Source organism: Anaerosporobacter sp. (assembly GCF_031551385.1).
Taxonomy (GTDB): Bacteria; Bacillota; Clostridia; order Lachnospirales; family Lachnospiraceae; genus Anaerosporobacter.
The window spans coordinates 21,618-43,491 of the sequence record NZ_JAVBNS010000062.1; the positions used below are offsets into that span (position 1 = coordinate 21,618).

At 35.8% G+C, this 21,874-nt stretch carries 18 protein-coding genes; 7 read left to right on the plus strand and 11 right to left on the minus strand.

Annotated features, from left to right (window positions below; genetic code table 11):
• Positions 1-89: 89 nt before the first annotated feature.
• The 7 genes from RMR19_RS06710 to RMR19_RS06740 form a co-directional block, all read right to left on the minus strand.
• The gene (locus RMR19_RS06710) at positions 90-2,924 is read right to left on the minus strand and encodes a response regulator (protein ID WP_310602729.1); all 2,835 of its coding nucleotides are present in this window, start codon (positions 2,922-2,924) and stop codon (positions 90-92) included.
• Positions 2,925-2,984: 60 nt separating this feature from the next.
• Positions 2,985-4,061, minus strand: coding sequence for a response regulator (locus tag RMR19_RS06715; protein WP_310602730.1), 1,077 nt, complete (start codon positions 4,059-4,061; stop codon positions 2,985-2,987).
• 102 nt (positions 4,062-4,163) lie between these two features.
• Positions 4,164-4,784, minus strand: a complete 621-nt coding sequence (locus tag RMR19_RS06720) for a DNA-binding response regulator (RefSeq protein ID WP_310602731.1) — start codon at positions 4,782-4,784, stop codon at positions 4,164-4,166.
• A gap of 27 nt (positions 4,785-4,811) precedes the next feature.
• Complete coding sequence (locus RMR19_RS06725; protein ID WP_310602732.1) at positions 4,812-6,971, minus strand: ATP-binding protein; 2,160 nt, start codon at positions 6,969-6,971, stop codon at positions 4,812-4,814.
• Between the two features lie 150 nt (positions 6,972-7,121).
• Positions 7,122-10,292: an isoleucine--tRNA ligase gene (gene ileS, locus RMR19_RS06730; RefSeq protein ID WP_310602733.1), complete on the minus strand. Its 3,171-nt coding sequence runs from the start codon at positions 10,290-10,292 to the stop codon at positions 7,122-7,124.
• Between the two features lie 155 nt (positions 10,293-10,447).
• On the minus strand, positions 10,448-10,588 hold the full coding sequence (locus RMR19_RS06735; protein ID WP_310602734.1) for a hypothetical protein: 141 nt from the start codon (positions 10,586-10,588) through the stop codon (positions 10,448-10,450).
• 41 nt (positions 10,589-10,629) lie between these two features.
• Positions 10,630-11,286 (minus strand): hypothetical protein, encoded by a 657-nt coding sequence (locus RMR19_RS06740; RefSeq protein ID WP_310602735.1) that lies wholly within the window; start codon positions 11,284-11,286, stop codon positions 10,630-10,632.
• A 192-nt stretch (positions 11,287-11,478) separates the two neighbouring features.
• Between RMR19_RS06740 and RMR19_RS06745 the strand changes: the two genes are divergently transcribed.
• Positions 11,479-12,474: an SPL family radical SAM protein gene (locus tag RMR19_RS06745; RefSeq protein ID WP_310602736.1), complete on the plus strand. Its 996-nt coding sequence runs from the start codon at positions 11,479-11,481 to the stop codon at positions 12,472-12,474.
• A gap of 149 nt (positions 12,475-12,623) precedes the next feature.
• Positions 12,624-13,220 (plus strand): hypothetical protein, encoded by a 597-nt coding sequence (locus RMR19_RS06750; RefSeq protein WP_310602737.1) that lies wholly within the window; start codon positions 12,624-12,626, stop codon positions 13,218-13,220.
• Positions 13,221-13,349: 129 nt separating this feature from the next.
• On the opposite strand, the gene RMR19_RS06755 is transcribed toward RMR19_RS06750, so the two are convergent.
• The 4 genes from RMR19_RS06755 to RMR19_RS06770 all read right to left on the minus strand — a co-directional run bounded on the left by RMR19_RS06755 (position 13,350) and on the right by RMR19_RS06770 (position 16,089).
• Positions 13,350-14,957, minus strand: coding sequence for a DUF4153 domain-containing protein (locus RMR19_RS06755; RefSeq protein ID WP_310602738.1), 1,608 nt, complete (start codon positions 14,955-14,957; stop codon positions 13,350-13,352).
• A 1-nt stretch (position 14,958) separates the two neighbouring features.
• Positions 14,959-15,183 carry a helix-turn-helix domain-containing protein gene (locus RMR19_RS06760; RefSeq protein ID WP_310602739.1) on the minus strand — a complete coding sequence of 75 codons (225 nt, stop codon included), beginning with the start codon at positions 15,181-15,183 and terminating at the stop codon, positions 14,959-14,961.
• A gap of 121 nt (positions 15,184-15,304) precedes the next feature.
• Positions 15,305-15,784: a DUF2975 domain-containing protein gene (locus tag RMR19_RS06765; protein ID WP_310602740.1), complete on the minus strand. Its 480-nt coding sequence runs from the start codon at positions 15,782-15,784 to the stop codon at positions 15,305-15,307.
• Between the two features lie 116 nt (positions 15,785-15,900).
• On the minus strand, positions 15,901-16,089 hold the full coding sequence (locus RMR19_RS06770; RefSeq protein WP_310602741.1) for a hypothetical protein: 189 nt from the start codon (positions 16,087-16,089) through the stop codon (positions 15,901-15,903).
• A 43-nt stretch (positions 16,090-16,132) separates the two neighbouring features.
• Here RMR19_RS06770 and RMR19_RS06775 point away from each other — a divergent pair, with 43 nt between their 5' ends.
• From RMR19_RS06775 to RMR19_RS06795, 5 genes are all read left to right on the plus strand, one after another.
• Entirely contained in the window at positions 16,133-16,849 is a 717-nt protein-coding gene (locus RMR19_RS06775; RefSeq protein WP_310602742.1) for a response regulator transcription factor, read from the plus strand.
• The gene (locus RMR19_RS06780) at positions 16,830-18,239 is read left to right on the plus strand and encodes a HAMP domain-containing sensor histidine kinase (protein ID WP_310602743.1); all 1,410 of its coding nucleotides are present in this window, start codon (positions 16,830-16,832) and stop codon (positions 18,237-18,239) included. Before RMR19_RS06775 ends, RMR19_RS06780 begins: the two co-directional genes overlap by 20 nt.
• 157 nt (positions 18,240-18,396) lie before the next feature.
• Complete coding sequence (locus RMR19_RS06785; protein WP_310602744.1) at positions 18,397-19,131, plus strand: polyphosphate polymerase domain-containing protein; 735 nt, start codon at positions 18,397-18,399, stop codon at positions 19,129-19,131.
• On the plus strand, positions 19,124-19,810 hold the full coding sequence (locus tag RMR19_RS06790) for a DUF4956 domain-containing protein (RefSeq protein WP_310602745.1): 687 nt from the start codon (positions 19,124-19,126) through the stop codon (positions 19,808-19,810). The genes RMR19_RS06785 and RMR19_RS06790 overlap by 8 nt, the downstream gene beginning before the upstream one ends.
• A complete protein-coding gene (locus RMR19_RS06795; protein WP_310602746.1) occupies positions 19,788-21,659 on the plus strand; it encodes a carbohydrate-binding domain-containing protein in 1,872 nt (623 codons plus the stop codon). Before RMR19_RS06790 ends, RMR19_RS06795 begins: the two co-directional genes overlap by 23 nt.
• Positions 21,660-21,874 lie beyond the last annotated feature (215 nt).

Consider the following 21,874-nt stretch of genomic DNA (forward strand, 5'->3'; position numbering starts at 1 on the left):
TTTCAAGCCAAACAAAAAACTGAGCAAAGATATCATTCCCACATCTCTGCCCAGCCTCAAATCACTTATCTTATCACATTCCCTAACGACTATCCTTCTCCAAAAAACTCTACAAACATTTTCTCTGCTTCTTCATAATGAAATTGCAGAACATTTTCTACAATCGGGAACAATAAATCTTCCAAATCTTTTCCCTCATAACTACATCCTTGCATCTCATCATATAAAGATTGAACTAAATCTTTGTCATACCCCTCTATAGCTTCTCTTAACAACTTCACGTACTCTTTATACTCCGCTATATCTAATTTTCTTATACCATCATTCTGAGGTTTTTCAACTCTTACATTATCTTTATCACTCTTCTGACTCTTTTCCAATACAGTGCCAATCTCTGATAGCACCTCTTTATAAAGTTCCGTCATATCATTATGATATCTGACAATATAATTCCAATTGTCGTTCTTCCCTTCTTGCTCTAATTTCTTTGCTATATTGGAAAGATTACTAGCACCAATACTTAAAGAAACGCTTTTAAGAGCATGAATCTCTATGGTATAGTTCTTAATATCCTTAATCTGATAACAGTGTTCTAACTGAGTTTGCTTTTCTTTTCCACATTCATAGAATATCTTTAGGATACCTTCATAATCACTCACATCGCCATTCATAAATTTCAATCCAAGCGTTGCATCAATTTCTTTAAATGAACCAAACTCTCCTCTCTCTACTCTTTCTTCAACGACATTCGTAATTACTTTATCTGTAGGTAAGTATCTCTGAATCATCCTTTCAAGTTTCTTACTATCGATTGGCTTTGAGAGATAGTCATTAAATCCTTCTGCTAGATAACTTTCTTTCGCACCTGATATTGCATTTGCCGTTAATGCAATTACAGGTATTCCATTACATCGATGCTCCATTTCTCTCATTCTATGAAATGTTTCGATGCCATCAAGTTCAGGCATCATATGATCCATCAAAATCATATCATACGCCTCTAACTGTATCTTATTCAAACACTCCATTCCACTCTGTGCCGTGTCAACACACAGTAATGTTTCTTTCAATAAATTCTTAATGACTTGTAAATTAACCTCATTGTCATCAACAATTAATATTCTACTAGTCGGTGCTTGAAAACTAACTTGATACTGTTTCTTACCATTATCATATCGCTTCTCAAATTTACCCATAGGTTTTTCATCAACAATACGTTGGTTTACTGAAAAAGAGAATCTACTTCCTTCACCATAAACACTTTCTACTTCTAGTTCTGAACCTATTATTTCGAGCATATGCATCACTATCGTCAAGCCAAGTCCCGTTCCTTCAATATTATGATTTCTTTTCTCTTCAATTCGTTCAAATGCAGTAAACAACCTTTCTTTATCTTCTGGTTTAATACCAATTCCCGTGTCTTCTACACTTATAAAAAGTTTCATTTGCGTATCAGATAATCGATCCCAAGACAAAGAGAATTTTACCTTGCCTTTATTCGTATATTTTACCGCATTAGTAAGTAGATTCATAATAATCTGTTTGATTCTTACCTCATCTCCATACAAAAGATAGGGAATATCTTCTGCTACATTAATTTCAAAGTCTATACCTTTATCTTTTGCTCTGTTCTCAATTGTATTAACAAGTTCATTAATCACGGAACTTAACTGATATTCTGATTCAACAATTTCTAATTTATTCGATTCAATTTTCGATAAATCTAACAAATCATTAATAATCGTAAGCAATGTACTTCCCGATGTTTCAATGTTTTGCGCATATTTTTTTACTTCATCTTCTTGGGATTCTCTTATAATCAATTCATTCATACCAATGATTGAATTCATTGGTGTTCGCATTTCATGACTCATCTTCGCAAGAAAGTTACTTTTCGCTTTATTCGCAGCATCAGCCTCTTCCTTTAACGCCATTGCATTTGTAATATCTGTGAATATATAGATACAGCCTTGAGAAATCTGTTTTGTATCGAGTACTTTTTTCTTTAATTCAAAGAAGTCATTATTAATTTTATAAAAATTCTCTTCCTCAATGTGGCTATTCAAGAATTCTTCAAAATCTCTCTTACTTCTAATAGCACCTTGTATCTCTTTTGCCTTCTTATTAAAATAGGAACGCCTTCCAAAACGGTCAAATACCCAGATTGCTTCTGTTGTCTCATCAAGGATTCGATCTTTTTCCACTCCTAATATATCAAAATACTGATAACGATACACAATATAAAATATTGTTGCGCTCATAAATGTGTAATAACATTCGCTATAGTCAAATTGAAGTAGATATCTAAAAAACAGATTACTACCTATTTCAGGTTTTACTATTTCTATCATCTTCAAGCAAAAATGCACAAGAAAAAAAGCAGATTGAACAACACATATTGATAGAACACTACACCATGTCGTAAAATCAAGCTGTTTTTTGTACTTTTTCTTATATCTTATTGCTAATGAAACCATAATACACAGATAAACACACATAGTTCCTATGTGCACATAATAAAAAAATCCAGGAATCTGCCCCCATTCATTTGGACCAGTTATAATAATCTCACGATAAAAAAGATTATGCCTGTCAAATGTAAACGCCATACCAAATAATAAACAATGATAGAGAAACAATATCTGCGCAAATCGATTTGATATCTTACATCTAAAATAACTTACCGTAAACATAAAGCAAAAATATACTAAAAATATTGCCCCCAAATAGGAAAACTTTAAAATCATAATTTTCGCTTCGACAGATTGTGCCATTAAACGCTCAATCGCGGCAAGTTGGTATATTCCTAAACAAACAGCAATGAATAATAGCCATTGTTGTTGTTTTGATGTTTGCAAATAAAATATACGAATCATAGTGAATATTACTAATATAATTCCTACTAGATGAAAAAACACTCCCATTGTCTCACCCTCTCCTGCTCTCTAAGTTTGCATTCTATCGTATCAATTACAAATGTGTAATTAACAGTCTTGTAACGCAAACTTGTTAACAGTTTCAATGATTTTCCATCTAAGCTCTTCACTTAAAAACACCTGTGTTATAAGTGGATCAAAATGTGTTCCCGCTGACATAAATATTATATTAAACGTATCATCTATTCTTACCGGCTCTTTGTAAATTCGTTTTGACACGAGTGCATCAAACACATCCGCTACCGCCATAATTCTAGCCGCAAGAGGAATCTGTTCTCCACTTAGTCCCTCTGGGTAACCTCCACCATTCCATCTTTCATGGTGGTACCTCGCAGTTTGCACTGCAACTTCTATAAACGCCTCTTCCTCAATGTTTCCCATCGTTTCTTTTATCATCTCTCCGCCAACTATAACATGCGATTTAACAAACTCAAACTCCTGCTCTGTTAATGTCCCCGCCTTTTGCAGTATATAGTCAGGTATATTTATTTTACCCATATCATGCAACGGTGCTGCTTTAATCACATTCTGCATATAGCTATCTGTCAGTATATCCGGATATATCCCCATCCTTCTGCATTCTTCTGCTATGATCTTAACATAGGCTTGTGTTCTCTTTGCATGCCCACCCGTATTATTGTCTCGGCTTTTCAGTATATTAACCAAACTATGTCCAACTTCTCTCCTAATAGCTTTAACCTTTGTATTTTCCCTGCTCACTAATATCTCAAGTTTTTTCTTATATTCATTATCCGCCAACACTTTTTGTACACGACTCTTTAATATCTCTGCTACAAATGGTTTCCCTATAAAATCAGCCGCTCCCATCTTCAAACATTCCACTTCCGTCTTTGCGTCTGTATCTGCTGTTAAAAATATTACTGGTATTTGCATCTTAGCTTTTTGCAATGCCCCCATCACTTCATAGCCAGACATGTTTGGCATATTAATATCAAGTAAAATTAAATCTGGTTTTTGTTTTTTTAAAAAGGTAAGTGCTTGTTCCCCTGAGATTAACATAATTACTCGATAATCATTCTTTAGTATTGTCTCTGCCATATATAAATTTACCCTGTCATCATCAACAATTAAGATTGTTTTTTTCACGCTTATTTCTACCTCCATAACTTTTTTACAAAATATATAAACGTTATTTCCCCCAAAACAATCTTATTATAACAAAATTTATACAGCCCAAATAGACACCGAGAGTTACCTCTTTATTTTTTATATGAAATAATCTCTTACTTGATTACGCCTACCTTCTCCTAGCTTTCCAAGCACATTACTAACAACTTTCTTTACATAATTATAGGAATATGCTAACTTCTCTCCAATTTCCTCATTCGTATATCCAAGTGCCAGTAATTGTGCAACTTCAAATTCTGTTTCAGAAAGTATCTTTTTCATCTCCCAAAGCTTCTTTTCCGAGAAAATTCCTTCTTCCTTTTTCTTCGCTTCTTCAAGTCTTTTTCTCTCTCTTTCAAGATAAATCTCTATTCGTGTCAATAGAATTTCTTTATTAAACGGTTTGTGAATATAATCCCACGCACCTAGTTTTAGCCCCTTTATCTCCGCATCTGCGTCTGTCTTTCCTGTAAGAAATATAATTGGTATCTCTTCACAGCCATTGATTTTTTTAATCTGTTCATATGTTTCAAAGCCATCCTGTTCTGGCATTGCAACATCTAACAGAATAATATCCGGAGGATGTTCCCTATGTAAAAAATCAATTGCTGATTTCCCCGATTTCACTGTACTTACTTCATACTTCTCAGAAAGTACTGCTTCTACTAATCCTAGCAACATCATATCATCATCAATAACTAATACCTTGCTCCTATCCATTTTTCCTCTCTCCTTTTTATTGCCCCTCTACTTCGCTAATAGCAAAGTAAGTCCCTGATAAACTCTTTTGTATTCCAGATAAGCTAATTCTTTCATTGCACTAACCAGACTATAATCTTTCCCCTTTAATGCCTGTTCCATCCGCACAGCATCTTCAGCTAACATGGTAGCCCCAACACTTTTTGCCCTAGATTTCAATGTATGCACTTCATAATATAGTTTATCCCAGTCTTCGTTTTCTAAGTGATCCGTCAGATTTTTTATATTTTCATAATAATACTCTACAAAAAGTTCGGCACATTTACAATATAATCTTCTATCATGTTGATATAATTTCAACCCCATATTCAAATCAACTCCATAGACAATCAATTTCTCTTGCCATTCTTTCACTTTCAGTTGCTCCTCTTCTCTCATTTCACTTCTGGTCTCTGTCACCAATTGTTCCTTTGAAAGATGTTCAAGCAGGATATGTTTCAGCCTAGTCATCTGTATTGGTTTTGCCATATAATCTGAAAAACCAGCAGCAAGCAGTTTCTCCCTTACTCCGGATATCACATCAGCTGTAAATGCTATAACAGGAGTTGTAAAGTCCTTATGCCTATTTTTTATATACTGTAATGTTTCCTCCCCGTTCATATCTGGCATCATATAATCCATAAAAATCATATCATATGTATTATCTATTAGTTTTTCTATACACTCTAATCCACTATGAGCTAGCTCTACTTGGATTTCCATATAGTTTAACAATTCTTTTGTAACCATTAGGTTATCATTATTATCATCAACAACGAGAATTTTTGCGCCTGGTATTGCTATGTTCTCAATTTCTGAGATTTCTACACTTTCTTTATTTTGCAATTCCCTTTGTTCCACATGCTTTTCTCCATCTATTCTAGTTTCAAGGGGTATCTTTATGCAAAATCTACTTCCTTCTCCTAGTTGACTCTTTACCGTTATCTCACCATTCATTAGTTCCGTTAGTTTTTTTACAATAGCCAGTCCAATTCCAGCACCTTTATTCTCCACCGTATTGATCTGTACAAAATTTGAAAATATTTTTTCCATGTCTTTTTCATGAATCCCAACTCCGGTATCACTTACAGAAATAATTAATTCGATTCTTCCTTCCTCATGCTTATGATAGTTAACTTGATATACAACCTTCCCCTCATTTGTATACTTAACTGCATTATTAATAAGATTAATTATAATCTGTCTAATTCGCGTTACATCTCCTACTAACACCTTTGGTATTGTCTCTTCTAACTCAGCTTGGAATATCAGCCCCTTTTTCTTCGCTAGTTCTTTACCAATAATCGTTGTCTCTTGAAACAAATCTTCTATATTATAAGCTACACATACAATATCTAGCTTTTCATTCTCAATCTTTGATATATCTAGAATATCATCAACTAATGTTAATAATACATTTCCTGCTTTCTTACTTTTTTTTGCATAGTCAATTATGTACGCTTCCTTACTTCTTAACAACATCATCTCCGTCATTCCAAGCATAACATAGATAGGAGTTCGAATTTCGTGACTCATGTTCGCTAAAAATGCACTCTTTGCTAAATTCGCCTGTACGGCTTCCTGTCTCGTTTTCTCTAGTAATTTCTGTTGTTCTTTATACGCATATAACTGTAACGAAATACTTAAACCTAGAGCTAAACTGGTTATCAAAACTCCAATTATAATATCAATAACAATCTCTTTCTCATCTCCAATCCAGATGATATACTCCGGATGTAGATAAGCAAATATACACAATCCAATATAAATGCCTAATTCTGCTGAGACACATAGTAGCATAGCAACTCCATCAATCATAAACATTGTAAATACAACCGCAAATATAAAAAAAGACGGCATACTACTATAATACCCTCCCCCCGATATAAAAAACGCCCCAAAGCCAATCATGAACACAATAATACAAACTAATATGTAGCTCATCTTATATTTTTTCGTTTTATATGTAATTGCTAATAAAATAATTGCAAAAATTCCTGCACTCATATTTAATATGATTTGAGTTTCCTGTGCGTCAGCAATTATTGAAAAAATAGTCATCAAAAAGCTCAGCCCTATGCCTACCATAGCCAATATATAGAATATCTTTAATCTAAAATCTGTTTTCCCATTAATTAGGCTTTTTATAATCTTTAGGAATTTCATCATATTTGCTCAGCCCCTCCCACTGGTATACAAATTGCTACACATTTCAAACAAGCATGAAACGTATGACCATTTGAACCTTGTATCATAATACTAAAACAAGACTACTCTTAACCTATATACTTAGGTTAAGAATAGCCTTTGTTTATAAAATTACATTATCTTCTCTACGCCAAGAACTGTATTCTCACCGTTGATATCCCATTCTTTTGTAAATCCATGCATACTGCCGATATGGATTTCTCTTGCAAGAACTTCGTCTTTAATTTGCTCTGCATTCTTCTTAATTACTTCTTTGATAACATCGTTTGCATCTTGGTAAACACAGATATGATCCATAACTTCGAATCCAGCATCTTTACGCATTGTTTGAATCTTACTGATGATTTCACGTACATAGCCTTCTTCGATTAATTCTTCATTTAAGTTTGTATCAAGTACAACTGTAATACCATAGTCGGAATTTGATTCATATCCTTCCATTTGAGCTGCGTCAATTAATAAATCATCTTTTTCAAGAACTTCTTCTACGCCTTCGAATACGATTGTAAGTTTTCCTGTTTCATTAAGAGAATCCATAGCTGTATTGCCATCTAAGTTTGCTAATACATCTTTTAATGCATTTAATTGTTTTCCAAATCTCTTACCTAGAGTACGAAGTTGTGGTTTGAAGCTGTATGATGTGAAGTTTCTTACGTCATCTGTAAATGTAACCTTCTTAACATTTAATTCTTCTTCAATGATTTCTTGGAAGAATTCTGATAAAGAAACATCACCTTTTACATACATGTTGCCGATTGGCTGTCTGTTCTTGATATTTGCAGTATTTCTACAAGCACGACCAAGTACAACGATATCAAGTACGGCTTCCATGTTTTTCTCAAGTTCTTTATCAATATGAGCTTCATTGTAAGCTGGGAAGTCACATAAATGGATACTTTCTGATGCTGTCTTATCAATACTTCTTACTAAGTTTTGATAGATATCTTCTGTCATGAAAGGTACCATTGGTGCTGCTGCCTTACAAAGTGTTACTAATGCAGTGTGTAATGTCATGTAAGCATTAATCTTGTCTTGTTCCATTCCTTTTGCCCAGAAACGTTCACGACAACGTCTTACATACCAGTTACTTAACTCATCTACGAACTCTTGTAATGCTCTTGCTGTTTCTGGAATCTTATATGCAGCAAGGTTTTCGTCTACTGTCTTCACTACTGTATTTAATTTCGATAATAACCATTTATCCATTACAGATAGTTTGTCATAATCTAATGTGTATTTTGTTGCGTCAAAGTTATCGATGTTTGCATAAAGCACGAAAAATGCATACGTATTCCATAGTGTTCCCATGAACTTACGTTGTCCTTCCATAACTGCTTTTCCGTGGAATCTATTTGGTAACCATGGAGCACTGTTAACATAGAAGTACCAACGAATTGCATCTGCGCCATATTGGTCTAATGCATCGAAAGGATCAACTGCATTTCCTTTTGATTTTGACATCTTCTGTCCGTTCTCATCTTGAACGTGTCCAAGAACGATAACATTCTTATAAGGTGCTTTATTGAATAGTAATGTTGATTCTGCAAGTAATGAGTAGAACCAACCTCTTGTTTGGTCAACTGCTTCCGAGATGAAATCCGCTGGGAATTGTTGTTCGAACAATTCTTGGTTTTCAAATGGATAGTGATGTTGTGCAAATGGCATTGCCCCTGAATCAAACCAACAGTCGATAACTTCTGGTACACGTTGCATCTCTTTACCACATTTCTCACATGGGAAAGTAACAGCATCAATGAATGGGCGGTGAAGTTCAATATCTTCAGGGCAATTGCTTGATAATTCTTTTAATTCTGCAATGCTTCCGATTGAATGCATATGTCCACATTCACATTCCCATACATTTAAAGGAGTACCCCAGTAACGGTTACGGCTAACGCCCCAATCCTGTACATTCTCTAACCAATCGCCGAAACGACCTTTACCGATGTTTTCTGGAATCCAGTTAATTGTATTGTTGTTACGGATTAAGTCTTCCTTTACAGCAGTCATCTTAATAAACCAAGATTCTCTTGCATAGTAGATTAATGGTGTATCACATCTCCAGCAGAATGGGTAGCTATGTTCAAATTTAAGTGATTTGAATAGTAATCCCTTTTCTCCTAATAGACGGAATACGATTTCATCTGCCTTCTTACAGAATACGCCTGCCATATCGGTACATTCTGGCTTCATTTCACCTTTTTCATCTACTAATTGAACAAATGGAAGGTCATATTTACGGCCAACTTTGGCATCATCTTCACCGAATGCAGGTGCGATATGAACAACACCAGTACCATCTGATAACGTTACATAGGTGTCACATACAACATAGAATGCTTTCTTATTTGTGTCTGCATAATCAAATAGTGGCTCATATTCTTTGTATTCTAAATCAGTTCCTACAAATGTTTCTACGATTTCATATACGCCATCTACTACAGAAAGTAATGCTTCTGCTAAGAAGTAATACTCTGTTTTTACAGCAGTATCTTCTTCGCCTTCTTTAACAACATCGCCTTTTGCATTCACTTGAACTTTTACTTTCACGTATGTTTCGTTCGGATTCACACATAGAGCAACGTTTGATGGTAATGTCCAAGGTGTTGTTGTCCATGCTAAGATATATTCATCTTCTGTGCCTTTTACTTTGAATTTTGCAATTGCTGATTTTTCTTTAACATCCTTGTATCCTTGCGCTACTTCGTGTGAAGATAATGGTGTTCCACATCTTGGGCAGTAAGGAACGATTTTATGTCCTTTATATAATAATTCTTTATCCCAGATTTGTTTTAACGCCCACCATTCTGACTCAATGAAGTTGTTGTCATATGTTACATATGGATTCTCCATATCTGCCCAGAAACCAACTGTACCAGAGAAATCTTCCCACATACCTTTGTATTTCCATACAGATTCTTTACATTTATCAATGAATGGTTCTAAACCGTACTCTTCAATTTGTTCTTTTCCGTCTAAGCCTAATAATTTTTCAACTTCAAGTTCAACTGGTAATCCGTGTGTATCCCAACCAGCTTTTCTAGGAACTTTATAGCCTTTCATTGTCTTATATCTTGGAATCATATCTTTTATAACTCTTGTAAGAACGTGACCGATATGTGGTTTACCATTTGCTGTTGGTGGACCATCATAAAATGTATAGGTCTCTCCTTCTTTTCTTGAGTCGATACTCTTTTCAAAAATCTCGTTGTCTTTCCAAAACTTTTCTACATTTTTCTCTCTCTCAACAAAGTTGAGATTCGCAGATACTTTATCGTACATGTTTTTCCTCCTTTAATAACTAAAAAAACTCCCATCCTTAAACAGGATGAGAGCGTATGCTTTCATGAAACCACCTATTTAACATACTCCGTCTAAGACTTTTATATGTGCTTCGATAACGGCGAAATCCGGCGACAACCTACTCAAGAATCCTTTCAGTCTGCTACTTCGGAGTGATATTCACAATCCGTTACTCCCATTCGGCTTCCACTATCCCGAACTCGCTTTTGGTTTCTCTTGGTTGCTACTGTCTCCATCAACGTATTTTGGTGCTGTATTCTATTATTTTTTATCATAGTATAGGATTTGGAAAATGTCAAGGGGTTTTCGTATTACTTCATCTACTACGATTTATATAAATCGCCCAATCACCATAATAAGTAACAACACATTTACCATCGTTTGCTATACTTAATGTAATCTTATTCACTGTATTTTTCTCTTTCGGTGACAGACTTTCATTTCCTCTTGCTTTTAATTCTTCACAATATGAATAGAATGCCTTTTGTTCTGCTTTATAAACCGAAGCGATTCTATCTTTGCTTTTCCATACAATAACTACTCCGAAATCATCTGTTTTATCCGATTTGGCTTCTCCAAGTTCTTTCTCCATATTTGCTCGTAACGTATCTGCATCAACTATGCCATATTGTAGCACAACCGCTGATAATGCATCTGTTGGATAACTATACTCTTCTTGTGTATCTTCTTTTCCTTCCGTTATTAACAGATTAACAGTAGCCTTCATTCCATACTTCTCATACGTGTCATTTAACTGTATTATCGTATAAACAGAGTTTTCTTTTGCATTAACAACCTTTGCATTTTGTTTTGTTAATTGCATCGTGTTAACGACCTCTTGAAAACTCATACCCCAAGTAAGCTTGTCAAACATAGGTGCGTAACCATACTGCTTATTTTGTTTTTTACAACCAGTGAAAGACAAAATAAACAATAGCACCACACAGCTAAGAATGAGTGGCTTTTTGCTCATATTTATGTTCGTTCCCCCTCTTTTCCTTTTATTTATTCCATAATTAGGATGCTCTTATTATAGCATTATTAACCTATTCAAATCCAGTATGTTCGATATTCTTTTTCCTATCATTTCTGACAGCATAAGAAATGAAATTATTTTATTTCGCACATACTATTATAAAACATCAAAAATACAAAGGAGACTTCTATGCGTCCAACACAAATCTACTACGAACCTACAACCCTCGAATATCCTTTAGGAAAAGAATTGAAAGCAAAATTCTCTGATATTCCTTGGATTCCTATTATGAATCACAATAACATTGAAGAATTACGCACGAAGGAAAATTCCGAATTTCCAGAGTTAAAGCAGTTATTAATTATTGGTACACGCAAGACACATAAATATGTTGAAAACCATAAGGTTTCGGATTTTCTCGTTCCCTTTACCTCGTCAGGTTGTACTGCTATGTGCCTCTACTGCTATCTTGTTTGCAACTATAATAAATGCTCTTACCTCCGTCTTTTTGTTAATCGCGAGCAAATGATGGAACGTTTAATCCGAAATAGTAATCGAAGCACAAAGGAACTTACCTATGAAATCGGAAGTAATAGTGACTTAATCTTAGAAAATACTATCACTAATAATTTACCTTGGATAATTGAGAATTTTATGAAAAGTCAAAAGGGTAAACTTACTTTTCCGAGTAAATTTAGCATGGTTGAACCTTTATTAACGCTAAATCATCAAGGTAGAGTAATATTTCGTATGTCTGTTAATCCAGAAAGTATCATTCGTGAAATCGAGCTAGGTACTTCCTCCTTAGAGCATCGAGTTGAAGCAATCAATAAAATGGCAGATGCGGATTACAACGTTGGTATCCTAATTGCTCCTGTTATTCTTGTTGATAACTGGAAAGAACTCTATTCTGAATTATTCGATTATTTAGAAGCAAAACTTTCCGAGAAGATGAAAAAACAAATGTTTATTGAGGTTATTTTTATGACGTATAGCTTCGTCCATAGAAAAATTAATGCTGATGCATTTCCGGATTCAAGGGAATTATATGATGCAGAAAAAATGACTGGACGTGGCATGGGAAAATACTGCTACCGTAACAATTTGAGACAAGACGGCGAGATTTTCATCCATGATGAATTAGAACGTCGCTTTGGAATTGGGAAGATTCTATATATTTGCTAATGATTTTCTTTTCTCTGACCGATATCTTTTATGAAAAGATTTACCAACTGTAATTAATTCTATTTTATTGCACTTGGTTTCACGGACGAGTAAAGACAGAATGGATTTTGTCCTTTTCAAATTAAAAATAATTTGAAAGGAGCATGAATATGGTTACAAACCCATTAAATGGTGTGCTTGCTTATTCTTCTAACGCTTTATCTAAGAAGAACACAAGTAGCTCATCAAACTTCGCACTATTTACAGAGAAGGAACAAAAGTCTTTCTTTTCTACTGACGAGGCAGATACCTATTCTTCAACTTCTAGTACGTACAAGAATGTTACCACTGCATCTGATATGTACACGAAACAACTGTACAACAACATCATTAATATAAGTAATCAATCTCCCTATGGAGCTATGGCTGATAATTCTGGCAATATTACTTACAATGGTGTTACTTATCAATATTCTTCTTCAGATAATACTCTATGTCTTGGTGATATGAGATATAAAGAAGATGTCCTAGACATTCCGTTGTCTGGTGGCGATACATTACGTGTGAATCGTAATAATATGGATCAATTAGCTAGATCAATTGGCATGTTTACCCCTGCTGATCAAAAACGCATTATGGAAGCAATTTATACAGATGCCAAGTGCCGTAGCAAAGAAGCTGAAATTGAAGAAAACGAAAATAAGGTTTTAGATTCCTTATTTAAGTCGAATTCTGAAGACGATAAGACCTCCAAAGAATTCGATTAACACTCTATAAACCTTACAAATACCAAATAATAATTAACACAGCATCCCAAATAAAAGGGACTGTCGCAAAATAAGATTTTTTCTACAATAGTATTGTAGTTAAAGCTTATTTCTGCAACAGTCTCTTTCCTATTTCAACTCATTATTTTTATCAACTGCACATTGATATGCAATATATTTACTGATATTAAAACCTCGAATGGAACTCTTATATTCATTTTCAATTGTGTAAAAATACCTTTCATAGCTAGCATCCACATAATTGTACCTATCAGCCTTAGATCTCTTTAGCACACGCTCTTCTGGTAACTCTGCAATCGCTGGTGTTGCATCTTTAGACAAACATGTTAGATACATAAGATCATCTGATGTTATATATTCATTCGCACTAATATTGTACTTCGCAATAATATAATCCATTCGGCAAAAACTTAATAACATATATGCAATTAATGCTGTTTGAAATAACCGTTTTCCAATCTTATATTGTGAATGATAGATATAATACATCATCTGCCCTACAGCAACGATAAGTACAATAAGAAACCATAACACAAGAAAACGTAATCTTGTCAAATCATATGCCTGCACATACAAAATCATTCGATATGCTGACGAGATAATCATCACTACCGTACATACACTTAACACAAATAAGATATGATTTAACTTCTTGTTTTGTGTACATCTTATCTTAATTACTAACACTAACCCAACATTAATGACTGCTACCCACAGCAACTGTATGAATCCTTGTCTAGCGTACTCTGCATACGTAATACCTTCTGGCAATTTAAACCATCCTCCGAATAGATAAAAGATCTGAATCCCACAGAATAGAATATAGGTCGTCGCAATAATACTTGTCATAATAATAATGGAATCTGGCTTCCATAAGTGATATGTTTTCTCTTCTGTCTCCATATGACGAACATAGCAAGAACATACTAAACCATAGAATAAAATCGCTGGTATGAATATAAAACACACTGCCTTTATGATTTCTCCAGTATCATCAATACGAATCGATTGAAATGGTGAACTTAATAGTTTATGAAACACAGGATCTGCCTGTGAAAGCAATGGTAAAACAATTACCAAAAATACTGCTGCCAATGTGATTCCTAACATTATAGTTTTTCTTTTCCCTGAGTCATCTTTCTTAATTCGCATCTTTCCCTTTGCATGTTTAAAAAAGAACTTTGAATATGAAAATGCGCCTGTAACACATCGAAACATTGCCTTTATTAACCTAGGTGTCCCCATATCTTTATCCGCCAGATAAACTCTGCACAACATAATTAAATATAAGATAATGATTCCAAGTGTATTAAACACTATGATGGAATCGTTCGTTGTCAACACAGTTGATATCGCCAGTAAGAACGAGCATATGACCTCTCCTAAATAACGTTTATCAAGCAAAATTCCTTGTTTCTTCATCACACTCCATGTAACTTCGTATAATGCTAATAAAAACAATGGGTATACAAGCCCCTCGATATTTTCATAAAAATCAAAGAAGCAAAAATAGAATAATACCCCTAGTATAATTGCCCCTATCAGATATTCTCTAGCATTTCTTGCTATCGGTTGAAGCTTTTCCTCTAGCTCCCTTTGTTTCTCTCTATGTTGTAATTCTTCCTGTTCCCAAATACTATTCCTATCTATTGGAGTGCCAGCCTTCTCTGGTTGAATTTTATCATCTTGCAATTGATTCTCTGATTGATTTTCCATACTAAACTCCCAACTCCTCTCCATCTGCTACATACTCCAACAAATCTCCTGGTTGACATTGCAACACTTCACAAATCTTATTTAATGTATCCAAACGTATTGCTTTCGCTTTCTGATTTTTTAGAATAGATATATTTGCCATTGTAATTCCTACTCGCTCTGACAACTCCGTTACACTCATTTTCCGTTTCGCAAGCATAACATCAATATTAATAACAATTGCCATGAATTTTCCTCCTGCTTTTCCAACCTGTTGCATTTCACAAGCATTGATCGCCCGATTGATACACGGATTGCTACGCATTTCATGCAAGCATGAAACGTATGACCTTTTGACCCTTGTATCGTTATATTGTCAAGTCATTCTCTTCCTTCATCTTGCTTGCCTTCTGAACGAGATGCCCTAATGCTGCCGCGATAACTGCAATTGCAATTCCTATAATAACGACCATTATGCCTATTATAAAAACACTAAAATGCATAATTTGAACTACACTAAACGCTACCATACCCAAAAAACATAAAAAACTATCTGCCATCGCTAGTTTACTAATCATCGCCAACGCTTTCGCATTCTTCATTGAGAAGGAATTGTCTTTCCTTATCTCATTGCAAATCCCCCAGAAAATCAGTAGCACAATGTAGCAAGGAACTCCCAGTAACCAGATAAACAACAACCACGGCATATACCACCCTGAAAACTCTGGATTCATACATACAATATTCCTACCATACGAAGGTATCAGAAAAAACAATAAAAACGTAAGAATACATGTTACCAAAACTGTTATGCACTTTAGCCACTTTGATAGATTTTGCTGATTCATAACCAACCTCCCGATTCATCTCTTTTTCCTTTATTATACTACTATGCATTTGAATGTCAATATGTTTTTATCGATTTACGATAAATTTTTGATGTTTTGTACAAAGTGAAAAGTTCTTAGGTAGACTGCTGCGCTACCAGTTCCATCCTTCTTTCAATGTTCACTTTTTTACTTTCAATGTTCGCTTTTGAATCTCCAATGTTCACTTTTGAATCTTCAATGTTCGCTTTTTTGAAATTTTCAAACGCTTTGCTTACATTACGTATAATTTGCGTATAAATTACCGCTGCTTTTGGTGGATTCAAATACTAACATATGATAAAATCAAATTATGGAGGCGATAATTTGATGGAAGAAAAAAAACGTATTTATATAGCCGATGATGACAATGATATCCGCGAAGCAATTCGAACCTTTTTAGCAAACGAAGGTTATCTTGTTACAGCATTTCCCACTGGCGACAGCCTTTGGGAACAATTTAAAAAAGAAGATTGTGATTTAGTTATTCTGGATGTGATGATGCCTGGTTCCAATGGCTTTACCATCTGTGCAGAACTTAGAAAAATTAGTACCGTACCAATTATCATGCTAACTGCCAGAGATTCCGATTTGGATTATGCTACTGGTTTAAGCCTTGGGAGCGATGACTATTTTACTAAACCATTTTCTGCTATGTCACTGGTAATGCGGGTCAAAGCAATATTCCGCCGAATTGAGTTCGAAAAGCAAAACAGCAATAACGCTGACGATAGCCGAGAACTTGCTTACGGCGATATCATAATGCGGATTAAAAGTAAAACTGTTACGGCTAATGGTCACGAACTATTGCTGACACCCAACGAATATGACTTACTTAAGTACCTGATTGAGCGAAGTGATCAAGCAGTATCCCGAGATGAACTGTTAGAAAGCATCTGGGGCTATCATACGGAGATTGAGACCAGAGCAACAGATGATACCGTCCGTCGCCTAAGAAAAAAAATGGAACATAGCAATGTAATTATTGAAGCAGTGTGGGGATTTGGATTTAGGTTAAAGGTGCAAAATGAAAAAAAGAACCAATAAAATAATAAGAATAAAGTGGCATATAAAGCCCAGAATTTTTATCATGTTGTTACTGTTAATGGTAATAATTTTCGCTAGTGTTTTTTTAGTTTTCAATCTGTTTATCAATGCTTATATAGATGCTAATGTAGAATCACAGCTAAATGAACTAACGATGCACTACAGAACAACGGATAGGGAGTCAGTTCCCGATGAGTTTTCAACACATGATAAAGACCCCTTTCTTCCAGATGTATCCCAGCAATCCAAAAATAAAATTGGTATACAGGGAGAAGTTCTCGTGTTGGATGAAGAATACAATCTGATTCGCTTTCATAACAACCAAGCTGAGGAGGAACTTGAATACTTTACTGAGCAGCTAAAGAAAATGGAAATTCCTCTTGACGCTGCATCCTATTTTCCGGTAAAAACACAAAATGCGGAATATTATGTAGCAATAACCGCAAGTGCAAAAGAGCCTGATACTTATTTAGTATTTTATGTTGATGTAACCGCTATCAACAGTCTGGTAGATACCTTCAATCTGGTATTGGCGGTGATTGTGGCGGCAGCAATGCTGATTTGTTTTCTAATAGCCAATATAATTGCTAATTCGGTCACTACACCAATCCGAAAACTATCCGCCTTTGCTGCTGAAATCGGAAATGGATACTTTCAAAAAAAAGAGTTTTCTTTTACGGATATGGAATTGGAAGAACTAGCAGAGGCAATGAATCAATCAGCAGAAACGCTGGATAAATATGACAACGAACAACGAACCTTTTTTCAAAACGCATCGCATGAACTGCGCTCACCACTAATGTCTATCCGCTGTTATGCGGAAGGAATCGAATGTGGCGTAATGGATGCGAATCAAGCCAGTAAAACTATCTTACTTCAGACCGACCGATTAAGCGAACTGGTAGAGGACTTGTTGTATATTTCTCGTATTGATAATATTACCAGTCTCCTTGAGAAACAGGAAAATGACCTACGAGAAACCCTTTCCTTATGTGCCAGCAGTATGAAACTTGTAGCTGATAAAAATGAGTTGCAACTGAAGTTTGATTTTGATGATGAGCCAGTTTTATTTACTTATAATGAAAAACATTTGTACCGAGCAATAATAAATCTAATTTCTAACGCCCTGCGTTATGCAAAAAGTTCAATTACCTTATCCTGCCATCGCCTGACGGAAGGTATTGAGATTGTGGTACGTGATGATGGGGCTGGAATTAGTGCCGAAGATATGCCCCACATCTTTGAACGTTTCTATAAAGGACCAAACGGTAAGCATGGAATTGGTCTGTCCATTGTTCAATCGGTAATCGAGCGGCATGGCGGAGAAATAACCGTTTCCTGTGAGAACGGCACTGCATTTATTATTCATTTTACAGAAGAAAAAGAATAACCAAAACCGTTTCCCATTTGCTGATACAGTAAATGGGAAACGGTTTTTTGTTTTTATAGATTGCGTAAATTTTACGTATAATTTACATTCCTTTTTCGGAGAAGTACAAAGAATAACGTGTTATGCTATATACAGATAACAGACAAGGAGGTATATGATGGCAATCGAAGTTTTTAACCGTTATGAAAATAAATATATCCTAAATGAAGAGCTTTTTGCAAAGGTACAACAAGAGATTACAAATTACATGGAACCAGATGCCTATAATAAACTTCATGGTAGCTATACCATTTCCAACATTTATTATGATACAGAGGACAATCGACTAATTCGAAACTCTCTGTCAAAACCTAAGTATAAAGAAAAACTGAGACTACGAGCATACGGAGTACCAGAAAAGGAATCCCAAGTATATCTTGAAATCAAGAAGAAATTTCGAGGTCTGGTGAATAAACGCCGTAGTGCCCTACAACTAAATGAGGCCTACCGTTTTATAGAAACCGGGATTACCCCCACTGCTCGCGAAGGCCAAAACCAGCAAGTTCTACGTGAAATTTCTTATATTTTACAAACCAATGAACTTTTACCTGCCTTATATCTTGCCTATGACCGCTGTGCCTATTTTGGAAAAAGTGATGGGGATTTACGGATATCCTTTGACCAAAACATTCGAACCAGACGCTATGATCTGCAATTGGACAAAGGTGATTACGGCGAAGCACTGTTGCCTGCAGGACAATGGCTAATGGAAGTCAAATCCGCAGAGAGCATCCCCATTTGGCTGTGCCGACTACTGTCGAAACACCGAATTTATCCTATCAGTTTTTCAAAGTACGGAACAGAATATAAACAATTATTACAAAGAGAACGCAAGGAGGAGCAATATGTTTGATTCAATTTTTGAAATTACCGCAACCGAAGGAACTTTGACCTTAACTGGTCTGCTGTTAGCCTTAGGAGTTGCTTTACTATTAGGATTTATGGTCAGTTTAACGTATCGAAAAGCGAATGCTGGCAAAAATCCATCACCTAGTTTTTCCCTGACCTTAATTTTACTTCCGGTAGTGGTAACCGTAATTATCCTTTTGGTAGGTAACAGCGTAGCCAGAGCCTTTTCGCTAGCTGGAGCTTTTTCTATTATCCGCTTTCGCAGTGCTCCAGGGGATTCCAAAGATATCACTTATGTCCTTTTTACAATGGCAGTGGGTTTGTCCTCTGGAATGGGATATATACTGTATGCCGTAATTATTACCGTAATATTATGTTTGGTAATGCTTGGTCTGGAAGCTATTAAGTTCGGACAATCCAAAGGAACTGATAAGCTATTGAAAATCACGGTGCCAGAGGATTTGGACTATCAAGATGCATTTGAAGAGATTATGCAGAAATATACACTTTCAGCAAAACTTCAAAAAGTAAAAACAACGGAATTGGGCAGTCTTTATGAATTAGTATATTCCGTAGTAACGAAAGCGGACATAAAGGAAAAAGATTTTATTGATGAATTACGCTGTCGGAACGGTAACTTAAGTATTACTCTAGTTCTAGATGCGTATAGAGACGAATTTTAAGCAGTTTCAGAAAGGAATGGTACATACTATGACACGTAAAAAAATAATTGGGGTAATTTTATCCCTATGTTTAACCGTCAGCTTGCTAAGTGGCTGTGGGACTGGAGGAAAAAGCAACCAGTCCACAGTGACAACAGATACAAGTAATACAATAGGTACAGGTAGCACAGTGAATACCGATGATACAACAAGTACGGCTGACACAGGAAATACAAATAATACAGGAAGTACAGTTGATACCATAAATACAGTATATACCGTAGATACCGATGCGGCTGATTTGAAGGATACTTGGGACGAAAGTACTGCAACAACAATAACTTTGCAGGAAACTACTATTACAGTAGATGGTACTGGAGCTACTGCCGTAGGATCTGTGTTAACCATTGACAAGGCAGGAACTTATGTAGTTAGTGGAACTCTACAGGATGGTCAGATTGTGATAAGTGCCACAAAGGATGATGAAATACAGTTGGTGTTGAATGGCGTAGATATTACCAACTTATCTGGTGCTCCTATTTATGCCTCTCAATGTGATAAGCTAATTGTAACATTAGCCGCTGGAAGTGTTAACAGCTTAACAGATGGTGGAGAAAACTTTTCCTATGCGTTGGAATCAGATAAAGAACCGAATGCAGCGTTGTTCTGTAAAGATGATTTGACTATTAATGGTACTGGTAGCTTACAGGTAACGGCTGGTTTTCAAAACGGCATCGGAACCAAAGATGACTTGTTAATTGTCAGCGGTAACCTTACTATAACAGCGGCTGACCACGGACTACGAGGTAATGACTCCGTGACGGTATTGGATGGCACCATCGAGATTACTGCTGCTAGCGACGGAATTCAAACCAATAATACAGAAGATGCGGAGAAAGGCTGGATATTAATTACTGGTGGCGATTTTACGATTACATCTGGGCATGATGCAATTCAGGCAGATACCTCACTTTGTATCAGTGGTGGCAACTTTAACCTTATAACTGCTGGTGGAAGTAATGAAACCGTATCAACAAATGCAGAATCAGGTAGCTATAAAGGATTGAAAGCAGACGGTAACATTGAAATTACTGATGGAAATCTGGTAATTGACAGTTTGGATGACAGCCTTCATGCTGGTGGAAATATAACAATCGGTGGTGGAACTTTAGTACTTAGCTCTGCTGATGACGGTATTCATGCCGATCAAGATTTAATTATCAATCATGGTGTTATTAACATTACTCAAAGCTATGAAGGACTGGAAGGAGCAAATATAATTATTGCTGGTGGTGAGATATCCATTGTTTCCTCAGACGATGGCATTAATGCTGCTGGTGGCAGTGATGGAACGACAACAGGTGGTAAGTTCGGCAATGACCGATTTAGTGACAGTGGTGATTATTCTATCCAGATTTCTGGCGGTCAGATAACCGTTGCAGCTGGCGGGGACGGCTTAGATTCTAATGGTACAATAGCAATTAGCGATGGTCAGGTAATTTCACTGATTAACTCCTCACCAGACAATGAAGCACTTGATTGTGACGGCGAAATAAGTATTACTGGCGGTACGATTATCTACGGTGGTACTGGAACTGGTGCTACACCTGGGGAAAATGCCTCCCAGAGCTACCTCTATGTAACTGGTGTTGCCGCTGGCAAAGAAGTAAGTGTTAAAAAAGATGGGCAGACCCTTATCTCCTTTACCCCAGAACAGGAATGTTACTATCTAATCCTAACAGCACCAGATATTGTAAAGGGCGAAAGCTATGAAGTATACAGTGCAGATACTCTTTTACAGACAGTGACAGCTGGAGAAGGTGGCAACACTGGTCACGCTGGTGGTGGCGGTGGAGGTCGACGTAGATAATTATTGTCAGTAATAAAAGCACAGTTCAGGCACATCTATCGGCAGTCAGCTAAGATACCAAGGAATTTGCTATAGTAGCTGAGCAAATAAAACTGTTGGCTAATTCAAGAGCAGTATGTGTGATTTTTGCACATACTGCTCTTTGATCTTGCACTAATATTTCTCATAGCTCTTTTGTTTTTTATTTATCTAACTTTTAAGTAGTACTGTATTAC